This is a genomic window from Maricaulis maris MCS10, assembly GCF_000014745.1.
Lineage (GTDB): Bacteria > Pseudomonadota > Alphaproteobacteria > Caulobacterales > Maricaulaceae > Maricaulis > Maricaulis maris_A.
The window spans coordinates 368,268-383,975 of the sequence record NC_008347.1; the positions used below are offsets into that span (position 1 = coordinate 368,268).

Genomic DNA, 15,708 nt, shown 5'->3' on the forward strand with positions numbered 1-15,708 from the left:
GTCTCATGGCTCTGCCGACGCGCACGGGTCTAATTGACAAAAGTCAAACAAAAGGCGGTGGAGCACCATGAACGCTTCAGTGGACCGGGGTGCAAAGCGGAGGGCCGCGCCGGCATTTCTTCAGAACGCCTTCAGGCCCTTCTTCCTGGGCGGTGCGATCTGGGCGGCTTGCCTGGTACCGTTGTGGGTTGCCGCATATCTGGGTTGGATACCGACCGCGCAGGGCGTAACCGGGCATGCTCACGAGATGCTGTATGGATTTCTCGCCGCCATAGTTTGCGGCTTTGCTCTCACGGCGATTCCGAACTGGACAGGGCGCGCACCCGTCGCCGGATCCGGGCTGGCCATGTTGTTCGTGCTCTGGTTGGCTGGCCGGGCCGCGTCACTATGGATGCCTGGCCTGGCGGCTACAGTCCTGGATGTTTCGTTTCTCGTGATTCTGTCGGGAGTGGTTTTTCGCGAGATCATCATCGGCCGGAACTGGAGAAACCTGCCGATCGCGATCCTCGTCCTGATGTTCGCCCTATCGCATCTGGCCTTTCACCACCCTGCGACGAGCGCCATTGCCATCCGCGCAACCTTCGCTGTGTCGATGTTACTGATCAGCCTGATTGGCGGGCGTATTATTCCCAGTTTTACCCGCAACTGGCTCGCTGCACAAAATGCTCCTTCGGTTGCACGCCTTGCCCCGCCGATGCAGGGCTTTGACAAGCTGATGCTCGCATTGACGGGTGTCGCGCTCGTGATGTGGATCGGCTTGCCCGATCTGTGGCTGACCGGCCTGATCTTGGTCGCGGCCGGTCTTGGCCAGTTGCTGCGTCAATTGCGGTGGCAGTGGCAGGCAACCTTGGCCGAACCGCTTGTCTGGTCTCTCCATGCCGGGTTCTTCTGGTTGTCCGTTTCGCTTGGACTGGTCGGTGTGGGAATCATCTTCCCGGCGATTGTCCCGCCCAGCGCAGGCCTGCACGCAATTGCAGCCGGTCTGGTCGGCGCGATGACGCTCGCGGTCATGACGCGAGCCACTCTGGGTCATACTGGCCGGTCACGGTCAGCTGACGGCCTGACGACCCTCATCTATACTTTCGTTCACGCCGGCGCGGCCCTTCGGGTCCTCGCCGCGCTCAATCCGACCGGGTCGGGCTGGTTGATAGCGGCAGCCTTGCTCTGGAGTAGCGCTTTTTTGCTGTTTGCAATTGCTTATGCGCCAATGTTGGTTGGCCCGAAACGGGTTCACGCCTGACAGTGAGTGCGACAACCGGGTCAGGCACTACCCCATCCGCTTGCCGAAATCCTTCAGGATCTCGCGCGCGGCATTGTGCCCCGGGGCGCCTGTGACACCGCCGCCCGGGTGAGTGCCAGCGCCGCATTGGTAGAGATTCTTGATCGGGCAGCGATGGTCGGCATGGCCGAGTACGGGCCGGGCCGAGAACAGCTGATCCAGGCTGAGCGCGCCATGGAAGATATCCCCGCCGACCAGGCCGAACGTCCGTTCGAGGTCTTTCGGGGTCAGAGCCTGATAGCCGAGCACGCTGTTGGCAAAGCCCGGGGCCCATTTGTCGACCGCGTTGATCATCACCTTTGCCACCTCGTCGCGATGGTCGTCCCAGTCACGGCCGCCGGAGAGTTCCGGGGCGACATGCTGACAGAACAGGCTCGCCACATGTTGCCCGTCCGGCGCCAGGGTCGGGTCGAGCGTTGACGGGATCAGCATCTCGATGATCGGTTCGTTCGACCAGCCTTGCCGGCGGGCATCGGCATAGGCCTGTTCCATATAGGCCAGGGAGGGCGCCATGATGATGCCGGCGGTCAGGTGATCGCCCGGGCCGGGCAGGGCTGTGAAATCCGGCAGCCGGTCGAGCGCGAGATTCATCCGGAAGGTGCCGGAGCCGCATTTGTAGTGGCGGATGCGCTCATTGAAGTCGGCAGGCAGTGCGGCAGGGTCAATCAGCGAGCCGAACAGGAGTTTCGGGTTGAGGTTGGAGACCACGGCACGGGCGCTCAACGTCTCGCCGCTGCCCAATACCACCGTGCCGGCGCCGCCATCCACGACCAGAACTTCTTCCACGGTGCAACCGGTGCGGATCTCGACGCCTCGCGCTTCGCAGCAGCGGGCCATGGCCTGGGTAATCGCGCCCATGCCGCCGATCGCATGACCCCAGGCGCCTTTCTTGCCGTTCACCTCGCCGAACAGATGGTGCAGCAGGACATAGGCACTGCCGGGCGTGTAGGGGCTGGCGAAATTGCCGACAATGCTGTCGAAGCCGAACAGGGCCTTGATGGCGTCACTCTCGAACCAGCCGTCGAGCCAGTCGCCGGCCGACTTGGAGAACAGGTCCAGGAGGTCACGCCTGGCCGTGATTGACATGCTGCCCAGACGACCGCCCAGATTTGCGGCCTTGAGAAGTTCCGGGATGGCGCCCAACCAGCCACCGTCGGACAGGTTGGGCGGCGTTTCGAGAACCAGTGCGCGCAGCGTGTCTGCGACCACTTCGAGCCGATCACTGTATTCTGCCAGTTGCTCGGCATCGGTAGCGGAAAACTTGCGCACCTGATCAGCGGTCAGCCCGTCCCCGGCCAGTAGATAGCCATCCTCAAGCGGCAGGAAATTGCCGATTTTCCGCTCTACGATCTCCAGGCCATGCCCGTGCAGGTCGAGATCGGCGATCACTTTCGGGTTGAGCAGGGAGACCGTGTAACTGGCGACCGAGTTACGGAAACCGGGGTGGAATTCTTCCGTAACGGCGGCGCCGCCGACCACGTCGCGGCGTTCCAGAACCGTCACCTTCAGACCGGCCTTGGCGAGATAGGCGGCGCAAACGAGGCCGTTATGGCCGCCGCCAATGATCACGATGTCGCGGTCAGGATTGGGCCTGTGTGAGGTATGAGCGGAGAGTCGGGTCAGGGTTGCCATGGCGGCGGAGTTTTGCCGCGAAGTCGGAAAAGAGCAATGCTTCGCGTAGGTTGTGGCCGCCCAGGCCTGTTCAGACTGACGGATCGAAGGCGCCGGCGACGTCCTTTGCCAGCACCAGGGCGCGACCGGTAGCGATCTCGGTCCCGTCGGCTGACACACAGCGCGTGGCCAGGTCGACCAGATGTTTCTCCGGCCGGAGACGGGTTATCTCGACGCTGGCAGTCAGCCTCTGTCCCAGCGGCGCGCGGGCCAGAAAGCGGGTTTCCTGTTTGAGATAATTGGTGCCCCGGCCCGGCAGGTCGACGCCAAGCAGCTGCGAGAACAGGCCATTGATCAGTGCCTCCGGAACGCAGTCGGCGTCGAGCGTGCCACCGGTCAGGCGCTGCAGGTCAGCGGCATCAGAGGCCGAGAAGCAACGCTCGACACGCGCTGTCTGGCCGAGGGTGAGCGCGGTGCTCATATCTCGATCTCCGTTGCACCCGTACAGGTGACCACGCCGTCGCAAAGCCGTGTGACCCTTAGCGCAAGGGCGACCCGTCGGGCGTTTTCGGGATCCGGTGTGCCGACGGTTTCCACTTCGAAACGCAGCGCTTCGTTGACCGGGCTTGGGGCGGGGTATTGGCTATCCTGGCTGAGCTGGCGGGCGCCGGGATAGACTTCCTCGACCAACCGCCTCAACACCGCACACAACAGCGCGCCATGGGCCACGGTGCGTTCAAAGCGTGTCGTCGCGGCGAAGCCAGGATCGCAATGGATCGGGTTGTCGTCACCGGACAGCCGAGCGAAGGCGTCGAAATCAGCCTGGCTGAATGTCTTGTCCAGACGTGCGCTCGTGCCGGTTTCACGCGAACTGCCCGGCGTCATTCGACAGTCTCCGGGAGCGGCAGGAGATGCTTCTGGACCTTTCCCGCTGCTGTGCGTGGAAAGTCGTTGGTTCGGCGGAAGTGGCGCGGCACCTTGTAGCCGGCGAGGCGTTCCCGGCACCAGTCGCGAAGGGCCATGTCGGTCACGGCCTGTCCGTCACGCAGGATGAGATGGGCGCAGCCAACTTCGCCCCATTTGTCGTCAGCGATTCCGGTGACTGCGGATTCCTGCACGGCCGGATGTTCGTCGAGCACGTTTTCGACTTCGGCCGGGTATACGTTTTCGCCGCCCGAGATGTACATCTCCTTGATCCGGCCCGCGATATAGCAATAGCCATCGGCGTCGAACCGACCCAGATCGCCGCTCTTGAGCCAGCCATCGGCGGTGAAGAGTTTCGCGGTCTCGTCATCGCGCTGCCAGTAGCCAGGCGTCAATCCGGGTCCAAAGAACTGGACTTCGCCGGTCCCGCCGCTGGCCAGCGCCTCACCGTCCGGGGTGGCGATGCGGGCTTCGATCAGCAATTGGGGTTTGCCAACCGAACCAATCCTCTCGAGCGCGTGTTCGCGATCCATGAGGAAGGCGGTCGGCCCCGTCTCTGTCATGCCGAAGCCGTTGCACACCACAGCGCCCCGCGCCGCGAAGGTTTCGATCAGCACGTCCGGCATGGGGGCTCCACCGCAGGCCCAGTGGCGAAGGCGGGTTAGATCGGCGGTGGCGAAATCCGGGTGGAGCGCCAGCTCGCGATAGACGGCCGGAACGCACAACATCACATCGAGTTGACCATCATCGATCAGACGCAGCACCGTGCCGGCGTCGAAGCCCGGCAGGAGGTGGTTGAGCCCGCCCGCCATCAGGACGGGCAGGGTGTGCAGATTGATCCCGGCGGTGTGGAAGAGAGGCAGAAAATTGACGGTTGCCTCGCCGTCCCGCAGGTCGATTGCCTGGGAGATATTGACATAATTGACCAAGGCCATGCGGTAGGTCTGGATCACGCCTTTGGGTCGGCCCGTGGTGCCGGAGGTGTAGATCAGATACCAAGGCTGATCGCCCGGCCAGGCTGGCCGGCCCGGATGGGGCGGTGCCGCATCGCGGGCGGCCGGCCATTCATTCTCCAGATCAACGAAGATGAGCGCGAGTGATTGCGCCGCCGCTGCAGCCTTTTGCCGATCCTCAGAACCGACAAGCAGGCAGGTCGGCGCGCAATCGGCGAGGAGTTCGGCCAGTTCACGCGCCGGCATGCGCCAGTTTAGTGGCGCGAGGATGGCGCCCAGCTTGGCGCAGGCGAACAGCGCTTCGAAGAATTCAACCCGGTTGCGGCACAGGATGGCGACCCGGTCTCCTTCGCCCACGCCCCTTTCCGCGAGGACAGTGGCCGCGCGGGCGCTGCGGTCTTCCAGTCGGGCAAAGCTTATGATCTCGCCGGTCTCGACGATGTGAAAGGCCGGTCGTTCGGGCGTCAGGGCCGCGCGCCGGGCAGTGATGTCGGTGAGGATGTCCATCATCCTGCAGCCTCCCTTGGTGCCAGAAAGGCGGCCATCCGCTGACGGGTTTCCGGCCGCACCAGCATGCGCTTGAAACTGTCCAGCTCGCGCTCGAGCCGGTCGGCCAGCGTGTGGGAGCTGTCGCCGGCATCGAGCAATTGGCGGCTGGCCAGTGCCGTTTGCGGGTCATGGTCATCGAGCTCGTGGATCAGCGCAGCGAGTTGGTCCGTGAAGTCGTCGCTGGCACAGATGCGATCGACGACGCCCATGGCCAGAGCAGTGTCGGCATCGATGCGGCTGTCGAGCGCCAGCCAGCTGGCGGTGCGCCCGCTGCCGATCCTGGCCGGCAGCAGTGCGGTCCAGCCGCCATCCGGGGCAAAGCCCATCTTGGCGTAATAGGGCTGGATGAAGGCCTCTCGGCTCATGAGGGCAATGTCGCAACCGAGCACCAGGCCGATGGATCCACCGGTCACGGGTCCGTTGATCGCGGCGATGGTCGGGCAGGGCAGGTCCCGTAGCGCAAGAATTGCGCGGTTGAGTGAAGATACGACCGTGTCGCCGAAGGCTTGCAGTGATGCGACATTGTCGGCGCGGGCATGGAATTCGCGGATGTCGCCGCCGGAAGAAAAGGCGCGTCCGGCCCCGGTCAGGACGACGGCGCGGGCATCGTGACAGTCGCCAATCGCGGCGCACAAGGCGTGCAGAAGGCCTGGTTCCAGCGCATTGCCATGGCCGGGACGGTTCAGCGTGATCCGAGCGACATCTCCGTCGCGGCTGACAAGGACCGGCGAAGGGGGCGCACCCGGATTCATGGCTTCAGGCCATTGGCGATCAGGTCGGAGACCACGCGAGCGACGTCTTCCGGGTCGCGGTCGCGCTCCCAAATCCCGAAGCGAAGTCCCATGAAAACGCTCATTCCGATCAGCGCCCAGGCCCGTGTGCCCTGATCACCTGCAGCGACCTCGCCGCGCGCCGCTGCGTCTTCCAGATTGCGCTGATAGCGGTCCATGAAAACGTCGTAGTGGGCCTTGTAGGCGTCCGGCGCGACAAATTGGGACTCTTCGATGATCCGGTAGAGATTCGGATGGGCGCGGGCGAATTCGATATAGGCGACGAGGCCGCGGTGTTCGGTTTCAAGCCGGTCCGGTGCGCCTTTGACACGTTCGGCGATCCAGCCGCGCGTCATCTCGCCCATATGGGCGACGAGGGCTCTGAAAATCTCGTCCTTGGAGTCGAAATAGACGTAGAAGGTTCCCAGTGCCACCGAGGCTCGGCGCGTGATGTCGCCGATCGAGGTGGCATGGAAGCCATTCTCCCCGAACGCGCCTTCCGCCGCTTCCAGAAGCTTGCTTTGGGTCCGCAAACCGCGAGCGGTTTTGGGTCGTTTATCGATCGTATTGGATTCTGAAGTTGACATATGATTCAGTTTTCACAAAATGGATCCTAAATCAATATGGCACGATCCAGAAGAAATTGGACGGCCAAGGGGAGATCAAACCGTGGCCGACGCACAGCCGCACAGTCCGGACGAAGGTGAGCACGCGCTGCGACACCTGACGCTGCGCGATGGCACGGTGATGTCCTATCGGGATATTGGTCGCGGCCCGGTTTTGCTGCTTGTGCATGGATGGGCCGCCTCCGGTGCATTCTTCGATACCGTCGCGCAGGCACTGGCAACCGAGTTCCGGGTTCTGGTGCCCGACCTTCGTGGCCATGGAGCGACGCCGGCCGGATCGGCGCCGACGACCATCAGTGATCTCGCTGACGACCTGAACCAGCTGCTGACGCGGGAAGAGCTGACGCGGACCGTGGTGCTGGGCTGGTCAATGGGCGCGACTGTCCTGTGGTCGATGATCCAGCGGCACGGTCATGACCGCCTCGCCGGCATGGTGATTGAAGACATGAGCCCGCGCATCCTCAATGATGATTGCTGGGCGCTGGGCATGTCGAGCGGCATGGATGCCAAGGCGTCAAAGCGGGCAACCGACGCAATGCGGGCCAACTGGCCTGCCTATGCTGCCGCATTCGCGCCGCGCATGTTTGCCCGCGACCGGGCAGCGCGTGAGCCACAGATCGTGGCCGACGCTCTCAACCTTCTCCGCGCACGTGATGCCGATGCCATGGCCGACCTCTGGTCGTCGATGGCGCAGCAGGATCTGCGCGCCGAACTTCCGGGAATGGCCATCCCGGCGCTGATCGCCTTTGGCGAACGCAGCGAAGCCTACGGCCCGGAGACGAGCCGCTATCTCGTCGAAACCCTGCCCGCTGCCACGGCGCACGGGTTCGCCCACTCCGGGCATGCTCCACATCTCGAACAGCCGGAAGAGTTTGTCGATGTGGTCCGAAACTTCGCCCGCCAGGCCCTGGCGTTGGCGACATCCAATGAAACCTCTGAGGGGAGTATCTCATGAAAAAGTTCAAGACCCTGACGGGCACCGCGCTTCTGTTGAGCACGGTTGCCGCTTCAGCCCTGGTTGCGGCACCCGCCGTCGCCCAGGACAATGGTGCGTCGGAAGGCCGTGACGTCATCACCGTCACCGCCCGCCGCCGCGAGGAAACGCTGCAGGACGTGCCGCTTTCGGTAACGGCCATGACCGGTGAAGATCTCGAGCGCATGGGCGCGCTGGACATTGTCGCCATCGCCGACACCACGCCGAACATCACCCTGGAAGTGTCCCGTGGCACCAATTCGACGCTGTCCGCCTTCATTCGCGGCGTTGGCCAGCAGGACCCGGTTGCCGGTTTTGAAGCCGGTGTCGGCATCTATGTCGACGACGTCTATCTCAACCGTCCGCAGGGCGCCGTGCTCGACATTTATGATGTCGACCGGATCGAAGTCCTGCGCGGTCCGCAAGGCACGCTCTACGGCCGCAACACCATTGGTGGCGCTGTCAAATACGTCACCCGTCGCATCGATGCCGACGAGCCGACCCTGTCAGCTCGTTTGGGCTTTGGCAGCTATGGCCAGCTTGATACGGTGTTGTCCGGGAGCGCACCGCTCTCCGACACCTTCCGTGTCGGCGGCACGCTCGGGCGTTTCACGCGCGACGGCTATGGCGAGAACCTGAACACCGGCGAAGAGAATTACGACAAGAATGTCTTCGGCTACCGCGTGTCCGCCGAATGGGAGCCGACCGACAGCTTCTTCGTGCGCCTCGCCTATGACAGCGTCGCGGATACATCGAACGCCCGCGGCGGCCACCGCCTGACCCCGGGTGCCCTGTCGGGTGCTCCGGTTCTGGACAATGTCCATGACACCCGCGCCGGCCTGAATGTGGTCGAACAGGACGTTGAAGGCGATGGTCTTGCCCTGACGGCGGAATGGGAAATCAACGAGAACTGGACCGTTCGCAATATTCTCGCCGACCGTAATGACACCTCGGTCACGCCGATCGACTTCGACAACCTGCCGTCCGGCGACCTCGACGTGCCGGCGATCTACGAGAACGAGCAGTTCTCCGAAGAGTTCCAGCTGCTCTACTCCGGTGAGCGTCTGAACGGCCTGGTTGGCTATTACTATCTCGACGCCAATGCGACGACGGTTTTCGATGTGCTGCTGGAAAACCTCGGCGCTGCGATCTCCCTGCCGGGCCTGAACGCCCAGACGTTCGGTGATGTCGACACAAAGACCTGGTCGGTCTTTGCCAACTTCACCTATGACCTCACTGATGAGTTCTCGCTGACACTCGGCGGCCGTTATACCGAGGACGAGCGGACTTCGACCGTTCTGCGCCGGACCTATATCAACGGCTTCTCCGAATTCTTCGGTGGTGCTGGCATTCCGATCGCCACGACGTCGGACTTCACCGGCACCAATTCCTGGGATGATTTCTCGCCGACCGCCTCGCTTGCCTGGCAGCCGAACGCCGAGAATAATTTCTATGTGACCTATTCCCAGGGCTTCAAGGGCGGTGGTTTCGATCCGCGCGCCCAGACGACGGGCACGCCGGACTTTGACCAGAACGGCACGATCGAGGCCGATGAAGTCTTCCAGTTCATGAGTTTTGATCCGGAGACGGTCGACAGCATCGAAATCGGCTGGAAATACCAGGGCAATGGCTATCGCCACAGCCTGGCCGTCTTCAACATGGACTATACCGACATCCAGGTGCCGGGTTCTGTGGGCATCGACACCGACAATGACGGCGTCAACGACACCTTCACCGGCGTCACAACCAATGCCGGCGCCGCCACCATTCGCGGTATCGAATATGAAGGTTCGCTGGATCTCGGTCAGGACGTGTTTGCCCAGGGCGACATCATGACCCTCGGTTGGGCCATCGGTCTGCTGGACGGCGAATACGACCAGTTCATCAACGCCTTCGGCGTCGATGTCTCCAACGATGTGGTGATCCAGAACACGCCGGACACCACGGCTTCAGCGACGCTGACCTACATCACGCCGCTGCACGGCGGTGACCTGTCGGTGATCAACACGATCAGCCACCGGGGTGACTCCAGCCAGTTCGAATTCCCCTTCCCGCTGCTTGACCAGGGTGCCTACACCCTGTGGAACGCATCGATGGTCTGGGAAGGCGAAGATGGCCACTGGCAGTTCGGCCTGCACGGCCGCAATCTGACCGACGAAGAGTATCGGGTCTCCGGCTATGACTTCGTCAACAACACCACCCTGGCTCCGGAGCTGGGTCTGGAAGGCACGTTGATCGGCTATTACGGCCCGCCGCGCACCGTCACGGCGACCATTGCCTGGCGTTACTAGGCGCTGATCGTGACGGGCGGGCACCTCCCCCGCCCGTCACATCCGGACTATGCTTGCGGCGGCGCCCTGACGGGTGTCGCCGCGCTCATTTTGATGCTCAGGGGTTTGTCATGCGCTTTCTGATTGCCGTCTTCCTCGGTCTCGCGCTTCTGGCCGGAATAGTTGTCTACGTCCTCAATCGGCCCGCGACCGGTACCGAGGCGCCCGCGGAAGGCGCGTTGGCTGACTCGGTGGACTCGCCCTGGTGGACCGATGCCGACCGGCTGGTCGATGTGGACGGTGTGCGCACCCGAGTCCGCATTGAGGGGCCAGACGACGCCCCCGCCCTGATCATGGTGCACGGGTTCTCCCATTCGCTGGAAAGCTGGGACGCCTGGGCGGACGCACTGTCAGCCGATTACCGCGTGGTACGCATGGACCTGCCAGGCCATGGCCTGACCGGACCTGACCCGCAGGCCCGCTATTCGGTGCCGCAAACCGTTGAATTCCTGGATGGGCTGATGGGGGCTCTCGAGATTGATCGGGCGACCCTGATCGGCAATTCCTTGGGTGGCCTGGTCGCCTGGCGTCAGGCGGCCGCGAACCCGGACAGGGTCGACCGGCTCGTCCTGCTCTCCCCGGGCGGTTTCTCGATCAATGGCGTGACAGAGGATCCGGTCCCGGTGCCGATGGGCGTTCAATTCTATCTGATCCAGGCACCGCAGCCGATCATCACGGCGGCCACAGGCGCGCTTTATGGCGACCCGTCTGCCATGCCACCGGGCACGGCTGAACGGGTGCTTGAACTGATGCGCGGCGATGGCGTGGGACAGGCCATGGTCGAGCGGCTGCGCGTGTTTACCCTGCCCGAACCAGGCGCCGATCTTGCGCAGGTCCAGGCGCCGACCCTGATCATGTGGGGTGAGGCCGATGTCATCATCCCGCCGGCACACGGGCCGCAATTCGCCACGGCGATCCCTGACGCGCGACTGATCACCTATCCCGGCCTGGGACATGTGGTGCATGAAGAAGCACCGGCATCGACGCTGGCCGACCTTCGGGCTTTCCTGGTGGAAGACTAGATTTCAGACTGCGAAGATCAGGCCTTGCGGCGCTGGGCGATCTCTTTTTGGAGGTCGGCCCAGTCCTGCGGGTCGACATCGCTCTCGCGCAGCACCACGACACCCAGGCCATTATCCTGGGGCGTTGCATCACCGCACAACAGTCGACCCAGTGAGTGGGTGCGGGCCGTTTCGCTGTTCAGGCGCGGACGATAGACAATGGTGCGGCCATCCTGCTGGCGCTCGACCGCGCCCTTGCGGCGCAGGCCGTGGAGCACGGCGAGCGTGGTATCCGCCGGCTGACGTGTGGCCACGGCAAGCTCGCTGACAGACGCGCCGCCACGATCCCAAAGTATTCGCATGGTGGCATTCTCGTCGTCGGTGAGGCGGTCGTGCTGGCTCATCATCATCATCCTCCCACAAATTCGTCCTGACCTGAATTGCAACAGGTCTGGTGTGTTAAGGAATTGTTTGCAAAGCTCGCGCCGAAGGTCGCCAAACATGTCATGCGATCAGCTTGGGGGAGCATATGGCGCAAGACAAGTCTTCGGCGCGCAAGGCGTATTGGCGGGCCAATCTTGCTCTGATGGGCACACTCCTGATGATCTGGTTTGCCGTATCCTTCGGGTTCGGAATCCTGTTGCGCCCGTGGCTGGACCAGGTCTCGCTGGGCGGCGCGCCGCTGGGTTTCTGGTTCGCCCAGCAAGGGTCGATCCTCACCTTCATCGTGCTGATCTTCTATTATGCCTGGGCCATGAACCGGCTCGAGGCGCGCTTTGCCGAACGGCTCGGAAGCGATGACATTCTCGACCAGGAGGACGCGTCATGACCGCGACCCTGTTCTGGCTCGACCAGGAGGACGCGTCATGACCGCGACCCTGTTCTGGACCGGCTTCTTCGTCATTACATCCTTTGCGCTCTATATCGGCATCGCCATTGCCTCGCGTGTCGGCTCGACCGACGAGTTCTACGTCGCCGGACACCATGTTCCGCCGGTCTTCAACGGCATGGCCACCGCGGCTGACTGGATGAGCGCCGCCTCCTTCCTGTCGATGGCCGGGTTGATCGCCTTTTCCGGCTATGACGGCTCGGTCTTCCTGATGGGCTGGACCGGTGGCTATGTCCTGCTGGCCTTGCTTCTCGCGCCCTATCTCAGACGTTTCGGCAAATTCACCGTGCCGGACTTCATCGGCGACCGCTACTACTCCGACACGGCCCGCGTGGTTGCGGTGGTCTGTGCCATCTTTGTCTCCTTCACCTATATCGCCGGACAGATGCAGGGTGTCGGGATCGCCTTCTCGCGCTTTTTGGAGATCCCGATCGAGGCCGGCGTCATCATCGGCGGGCTGGTCGTCCTCATGTATGCCACGCTCGGCGGCATGAAGGGCATCACCTACACCCAGGTCGCCCAGTATTGCGTGATGATCTTTGCCTTCATGACGCCGGCGATCTTCATCTCGCTGCAGCTGACCGGATCGCCCGTGCCCCAGCTCGGCTTTGTCGGCAATGTCGCCGACGGCACGCCGCTCCTGATGAAGCTGGACGGCATGCTGACCGAGCTTGGCTTCGCACCCTATACGGACGGGTCAAAATCGACCTTTGACGTCTTTGCGATCACCCTGGCCCTGATGGCGGGAACCGCCGGTCTGCCGCATGTCATCGTGCGCTTCTTTACCGTTCCCAAGGCGGCCGACGCGCGAAAATCGGCCGGCTGGGCGCTTCTGTTTATCGGCATCCTCTATCTCACCGCCCCGGCCGTCGCGGTATTCGCCCGGACCAACTTCATCGAGACGGTGAATGAGAGCGTCTATGACGCCGGGACCACCGCCCTGGTCGAGGGTGAGAGCGAGACGCCGGACTGGTTCCACCGCTGGGAAAATACCGGCCTCCTGGCATTCGAGGACCGCAATGGTGATGGCCGCATCCAGTATCGCGCCGACCCGGCGACCAATGAGGTAACCACGCTCAACCGCGACATCTTCGTGCTGGCCAATCCGGAGATTGCCAACCTGCCCGGCTGGGTGATCGGACTGGTGGTGGCCGGCGGTATCGCGGCGGCGCTGTCGACGGCGGCCGGCCTGTTGCTGGTCATCTCATCCTCGATCTCGCATGATCTGTGTCGCAAGGTCCTGTTCAAATCGATGAGCGACCGGCAGGAGCTCCTGATTGCGCGGCTCTCGGCCACCGGGGCGGTGCTGATCGCCATCCTCGCCGGCATATATCCGCCGGGCTTTGTCGCCTCGGTTGTGGCATTGGCCTTCGGACTGGCGGCGGCCAGCTTCTTCCCCGCCATCCTGCTGGGCATTTTCTGGCAGCGCATGAGCAAGGAGGGCGCGATCGCCGGCATGGTCACGGGGCTCGGGGTCACCGGCGCCTATATCCTGACCTACAAGATCTTCGGCTGGATCCCGAATGATGCCGAGCACTGGTTCCTCGGTGTCTCGCCGGAAGGTTTCGGCACGATCGGCATGATGATCAGCTTTGCCGTCTCGGTGACGGTCTCGCTTCTGACACCGGCTCCGCCTCCAGAGGTGCGCGAGCTGGTCGAACGCATCCGTGCGCCCTAGATAATCGTCATGATCCCTTACCTCCTCAATCTTGCCCTCATGCTGGGCGTCATGGTGCTGGCCTGGCCCTTCAGCGTGGCGCGCAAGGACCCGTCCTATATCGACGCCATCTGGCCCTTGGGATTTCTGGTGCTGGCGCTGTCTTCATTGCTGTTTGCCGGGGCCGACGGCGCGACCTGGTATGTCGCCCTGGTGGCAGTCTGGGCCCTGCGACTGGGTCATCACCTCTTCACCCGTTGGCAGCATGAGGGACCGGACAAGCGCTATCAGAAACTGCTGGAGCGCTCACCACCGGGCAAGGAAGCGATCTTCATGCTTGTCACGGTCTTCCTGCTGCAGGGTGTTTTGCTGTGGCTGACCGCCCTGCCAATCCAGCATGCCGTGAGGGAGGGGGCCAGCTACGCTGCGCCTGCCGCGATTGCCGGGATCGTTCTCTTCGCCATCGGCCTGGCCTTTGAGGTAATCGGCGACCGTCAGCTCGCCGCCTTCAAGGCCGACCCGGCCAATAAGGGCCAGGTCATGGACACCGGCCTGTGGCGCTATACACGCCACCCGAATTATTTCGGCAATGCCGTCCTCTTTTGGGGCCTCTGGCTGATCGCGATCGCCGATGGCGATGGCTGGTGGACCATTATCGGCCCCATCTTCCTCACCTTCACCCTGACCCGCTGGACCGGCGCCAAAATTCTGGAAGACGGCCTGCACGAAAGCCGACCCGGCTATGCGGACTATGTGGCCAGGACGTCGGGCTTTGTGCCCTGGTGGCCGAAGCGGGGGTGAGGGGGTGCGTGGTTATGGGGGCTTGTGCGCAAGCGCGGGTCTCTTAAGTGTGACTGTCTACCCAGCTTTTCCGGGACCGGCCGCGTAGGCGGCCAGCAAGTCACCGAATTCCTCCATTGGCGGGAAAGCCTCATAGCTGTGCGGGGCCGTTAACGTGACGCCTTCGAGACGGTCTTTGGTGCAGGTTTCCAGGAAGGGCATGAAGCCGGACGGGTCATCCAGCATCGGTGTCCGGATATTGACCAAATCCATGCCGGTGGGGCGGGTGAAAACCCAGCTCAGGCAGTGCGGGCAGTGGAAATGCCGGATGTCATCGCCATGCAGGCCGCCGATGACGGGCTCGCCTACGGTCACTGCGAACCGGGCGCCGGGCACGGCGACCGTAAGCGAATAGGCGCCGCCACTCATGCGCTGGCAGCCCCGGCAATGGCAGGCGGCGGTGAACAGGGCCGGCTCGGTTAGCCGAAACCGCAGCTGGCCGCAGCGACAGCCGCCGTTTCGGGTCTTCTGTGTTTGTGTCATGTCGGATGGCTCCCGCTTGATCATGGGCCTGGTTGTCGCTCGCGCCACTCGACAAGGTCCCCGGTCAGCCGCCCTGTCCGTCCGTATCGGAGTCAAGGGGCGTGTCCCAGACTGACCAGGTGGGTTCTTCGACCGGTTGTTCCTCGCGCCAGCGCTTGAGATAGACAGTGAAAGCCCGTTCCCGGGCCTTGTCGATCCGGGCCGTCGCCTCGCATTCCAGCTCGCCGCGATACATCCCCATCCGGCGAGGGATCATGTTGGCCCGGAAGGTCCGGTCATACTCGGCCTGCAGGGCCTCGGCCTCCTCGAATAACGGGTCATCATAGTCAATTTCCACGCCGTACCATTCCTGGATGTCATGCAAGACGAACCATTCGACGCCGAAAAACCGATTCATCACCGGCCATTCCGCGACCTCATGCTGGAACCAGGCGTAGATGCGCGCTTCGTCGGATTGCGGCCGGTACAAGCCCCACTGGAAAACGCTGATCACCACCATCCAGAATATCATCTTGCCCTGGAAAAAGCGGATCCAGATGGGGATGCGTTCGCGTTTGGGGCGAACGATGAGGACGCAGAACCAGAGTGCCAGCGTAACCGCATAAAGACTGGTCCATTGAAGCGTCGCCATGCCGAACCCCTCGCGGTCGAACCACCAGTCATAGAGCTCGCGACAGCTGTAGGAGACGGTCGAAAACAGATGGAGCAGATACCAGAAGAAGGCCGCCAGCATGATGATCCAGGTCGTCATCCAGGCATGGCGCACGGGAAGTGGCGCGGACCGTTCAACCTTGCGGCGGACGCGTCGCCTCATCCGGCCTCA

The 15,708-nt window shown here is 63.0% G+C and carries 16 protein-coding genes; 7 read left to right on the forward strand and 9 right to left on the reverse strand.

From position 1 onward, the window contains the following. The first annotated feature begins 67 nt into the window (after positions 1-67). Complete coding sequence (locus tag MMAR10_RS01580; protein WP_011642247.1) at positions 68-1,240, forward strand: NnrS family protein; 1,173 nt, start codon at positions 68-70, stop codon at positions 1,238-1,240. A 27-nt stretch (positions 1,241-1,267) separates the two neighbouring features. Here MMAR10_RS01580 and MMAR10_RS01585 read toward each other — a convergent pair whose 3' ends face one another. From MMAR10_RS01585 to MMAR10_RS01610, 6 genes are all read right to left on the reverse strand, one after another. Continuing rightward, complete coding sequence (locus tag MMAR10_RS01585) at positions 1,268-2,911, reverse strand: phytoene desaturase family protein (RefSeq protein WP_011642248.1); 1,644 nt, start codon at positions 2,909-2,911, stop codon at positions 1,268-1,270. A 70-nt stretch (positions 2,912-2,981) separates the two neighbouring features. Continuing rightward, a complete protein-coding gene (locus MMAR10_RS01590) occupies positions 2,982-3,371 on the reverse strand; it encodes a phosphate acetyltransferase (protein WP_011642249.1) in 390 nt (129 codons plus the stop codon). Further along, the gene (locus MMAR10_RS01595) at positions 3,368-3,775 is read right to left on the reverse strand and encodes a MaoC/PaaZ C-terminal domain-containing protein (RefSeq protein WP_011642250.1); all 408 of its coding nucleotides are present in this window, start codon (positions 3,773-3,775) and stop codon (positions 3,368-3,370) included. Before MMAR10_RS01595 ends, MMAR10_RS01590 begins: the two co-directional genes overlap by 4 nt. After that, positions 3,772-5,277: an AMP-binding protein gene (locus MMAR10_RS01600; RefSeq protein ID WP_011642251.1), complete on the reverse strand. Its 1,506-nt coding sequence runs from the start codon at positions 5,275-5,277 to the stop codon at positions 3,772-3,774. The genes MMAR10_RS01595 and MMAR10_RS01600 overlap by 4 nt, the downstream gene beginning before the upstream one ends. Beyond that, entirely contained in the window at positions 5,274-6,068 is a 795-nt protein-coding gene (locus tag MMAR10_RS01605; RefSeq protein ID WP_011642252.1) for an enoyl-CoA hydratase/isomerase family protein, read from the reverse strand. The genes MMAR10_RS01600 and MMAR10_RS01605 overlap by 4 nt, the downstream gene beginning before the upstream one ends. Further along, positions 6,065-6,673 carry a TetR/AcrR family transcriptional regulator gene (locus MMAR10_RS01610; RefSeq protein WP_011642253.1) on the reverse strand — a complete coding sequence of 203 codons (609 nt, stop codon included), beginning with the start codon at positions 6,671-6,673 and terminating at the stop codon, positions 6,065-6,067. The genes MMAR10_RS01605 and MMAR10_RS01610 overlap by 4 nt, the downstream gene beginning before the upstream one ends. 82 nt (positions 6,674-6,755) lie before the next feature. On the opposite strand from MMAR10_RS01610, the gene MMAR10_RS01615 reads away from it, so the two are divergent. From MMAR10_RS01615 to MMAR10_RS01625, 3 genes are all read left to right on the forward strand, one after another. After that, the gene (locus MMAR10_RS01615) at positions 6,756-7,667 is read left to right on the forward strand and encodes an alpha/beta fold hydrolase (RefSeq protein ID WP_011642254.1); all 912 of its coding nucleotides are present in this window, start codon (positions 6,756-6,758) and stop codon (positions 7,665-7,667) included. Next, positions 7,664-9,976, forward strand: a complete 2,313-nt coding sequence (locus tag MMAR10_RS01620) for a TonB-dependent receptor (protein ID WP_011642255.1) — start codon at positions 7,664-7,666, stop codon at positions 9,974-9,976. Before MMAR10_RS01615 ends, MMAR10_RS01620 begins: the two co-directional genes overlap by 4 nt. A gap of 110 nt (positions 9,977-10,086) precedes the next feature. Beyond that, positions 10,087-11,037, forward strand: coding sequence for an alpha/beta fold hydrolase (locus MMAR10_RS01625; protein WP_011642256.1), 951 nt, complete (start codon positions 10,087-10,089; stop codon positions 11,035-11,037). 17 nt (positions 11,038-11,054) lie between these two features. Here the strand turns inward: MMAR10_RS01625 and MMAR10_RS01630 are convergent, their stop codons facing one another. Then, the gene (locus MMAR10_RS01630; protein WP_190273946.1) at positions 11,055-11,420 is read right to left on the reverse strand and encodes a BlaI/MecI/CopY family transcriptional regulator; all 366 of its coding nucleotides are present in this window, start codon (positions 11,418-11,420) and stop codon (positions 11,055-11,057) included. Between the two features lie 125 nt (positions 11,421-11,545). On the opposite strand from MMAR10_RS01630, the gene MMAR10_RS01635 reads away from it, so the two are divergent. The 3 genes from MMAR10_RS01635 to MMAR10_RS01645 are packed head-to-tail and all read left to right on the forward strand — an operon-like array spanning position 11,546 to position 14,363. Next, a complete protein-coding gene (locus MMAR10_RS01635; protein ID WP_011642258.1) occupies positions 11,546-11,845 on the forward strand; it encodes a DUF4212 domain-containing protein in 300 nt (99 codons plus the stop codon). Between the two features lie 37 nt (positions 11,846-11,882). Next, the gene (locus MMAR10_RS01640) at positions 11,883-13,583 is read left to right on the forward strand and encodes a sodium:solute symporter family protein (protein ID WP_011642259.1); all 1,701 of its coding nucleotides are present in this window, start codon (positions 11,883-11,885) and stop codon (positions 13,581-13,583) included. A 9-nt stretch (positions 13,584-13,592) separates the two neighbouring features. Further along, positions 13,593-14,363 carry a DUF1295 domain-containing protein gene (locus MMAR10_RS01645; protein WP_011642260.1) on the forward strand — a complete coding sequence of 257 codons (771 nt, stop codon included), beginning with the start codon at positions 13,593-13,595 and terminating at the stop codon, positions 14,361-14,363. Between the two features lie 57 nt (positions 14,364-14,420). Here MMAR10_RS01645 and MMAR10_RS01650 read toward each other — a convergent pair whose 3' ends face one another. Both MMAR10_RS01650 and MMAR10_RS01655 read right to left on the reverse strand, forming a co-directional pair. Beyond that, a complete protein-coding gene (locus tag MMAR10_RS01650) occupies positions 14,421-14,885 on the reverse strand; it encodes a GFA family protein (RefSeq protein ID WP_011642261.1) in 465 nt (154 codons plus the stop codon). A gap of 64 nt (positions 14,886-14,949) precedes the next feature. Continuing rightward, positions 14,950-15,699: a hypothetical protein gene (locus tag MMAR10_RS01655; RefSeq protein ID WP_011642262.1), complete on the reverse strand. Its 750-nt coding sequence runs from the start codon at positions 15,697-15,699 to the stop codon at positions 14,950-14,952. Between the last annotated feature and the right edge of the window lie 9 nt (positions 15,700-15,708).

Coding starts and splice junctions, on each gene's coding strand:
- MMAR10_RS01580 (WP_011642247.1), top strand. CDS start 68: ATGAACGCTTCAGTGGACCGGGGTGCAAAGCGGAGGGCCGCGCCGGCA.
- MMAR10_RS01585 (WP_011642248.1), bottom strand. CDS start 2,911: ATGGCAACCCTGACCCGACTCTCCGCTCATACCTCACACAGGCCCAAT.
- MMAR10_RS01590 (WP_011642249.1), bottom strand. CDS start 3,371: ATGAGCACCGCGCTCACCCTCGGCCAGACAGCGCGTGTCGAGCGTTGC.
- MMAR10_RS01595 (WP_011642250.1), bottom strand. CDS start 3,775: ATGACGCCGGGCAGTTCGCGTGAAACCGGCACGAGCGCACGTCTGGAC.
- MMAR10_RS01600 (WP_011642251.1), bottom strand. CDS start 5,277: ATGATGGACATCCTCACCGACATCACTGCCCGGCGCGCGGCCCTGACG.
- MMAR10_RS01605 (WP_011642252.1), bottom strand. CDS start 6,068: ATGAATCCGGGTGCGCCCCCTTCGCCGGTCCTTGTCAGCCGCGACGGA.
- MMAR10_RS01610 (WP_011642253.1), bottom strand. CDS start 6,673: ATGTCAACTTCAGAATCCAATACGATCGATAAACGACCCAAAACCGCT.
- MMAR10_RS01620 (WP_011642255.1), top strand. CDS start 7,664: ATGAAAAAGTTCAAGACCCTGACGGGCACCGCGCTTCTGTTGAGCACG.
- MMAR10_RS01625 (WP_011642256.1), top strand. CDS start 10,087: ATGCGCTTTCTGATTGCCGTCTTCCTCGGTCTCGCGCTTCTGGCCGGA.
- MMAR10_RS01630 (WP_190273946.1), bottom strand. CDS start 11,420: ATGAGCCAGCACGACCGCCTCACCGACGACGAGAATGCCACCATGCGA.
- MMAR10_RS01635 (WP_011642258.1), top strand. CDS start 11,546: ATGGCGCAAGACAAGTCTTCGGCGCGCAAGGCGTATTGGCGGGCCAAT.
- MMAR10_RS01640 (WP_011642259.1), top strand. CDS start 11,883: ATGACCGCGACCCTGTTCTGGACCGGCTTCTTCGTCATTACATCCTTT.
- MMAR10_RS01645 (WP_011642260.1), top strand. CDS start 13,593: ATGATCCCTTACCTCCTCAATCTTGCCCTCATGCTGGGCGTCATGGTG.
- MMAR10_RS01650 (WP_011642261.1), bottom strand. CDS start 14,885: ATGACACAAACACAGAAGACCCGAAACGGCGGCTGTCGCTGCGGCCAG.
- MMAR10_RS01655 (WP_011642262.1), bottom strand. CDS start 15,699: ATGAGGCGACGCGTCCGCCGCAAGGTTGAACGGTCCGCGCCACTTCCC.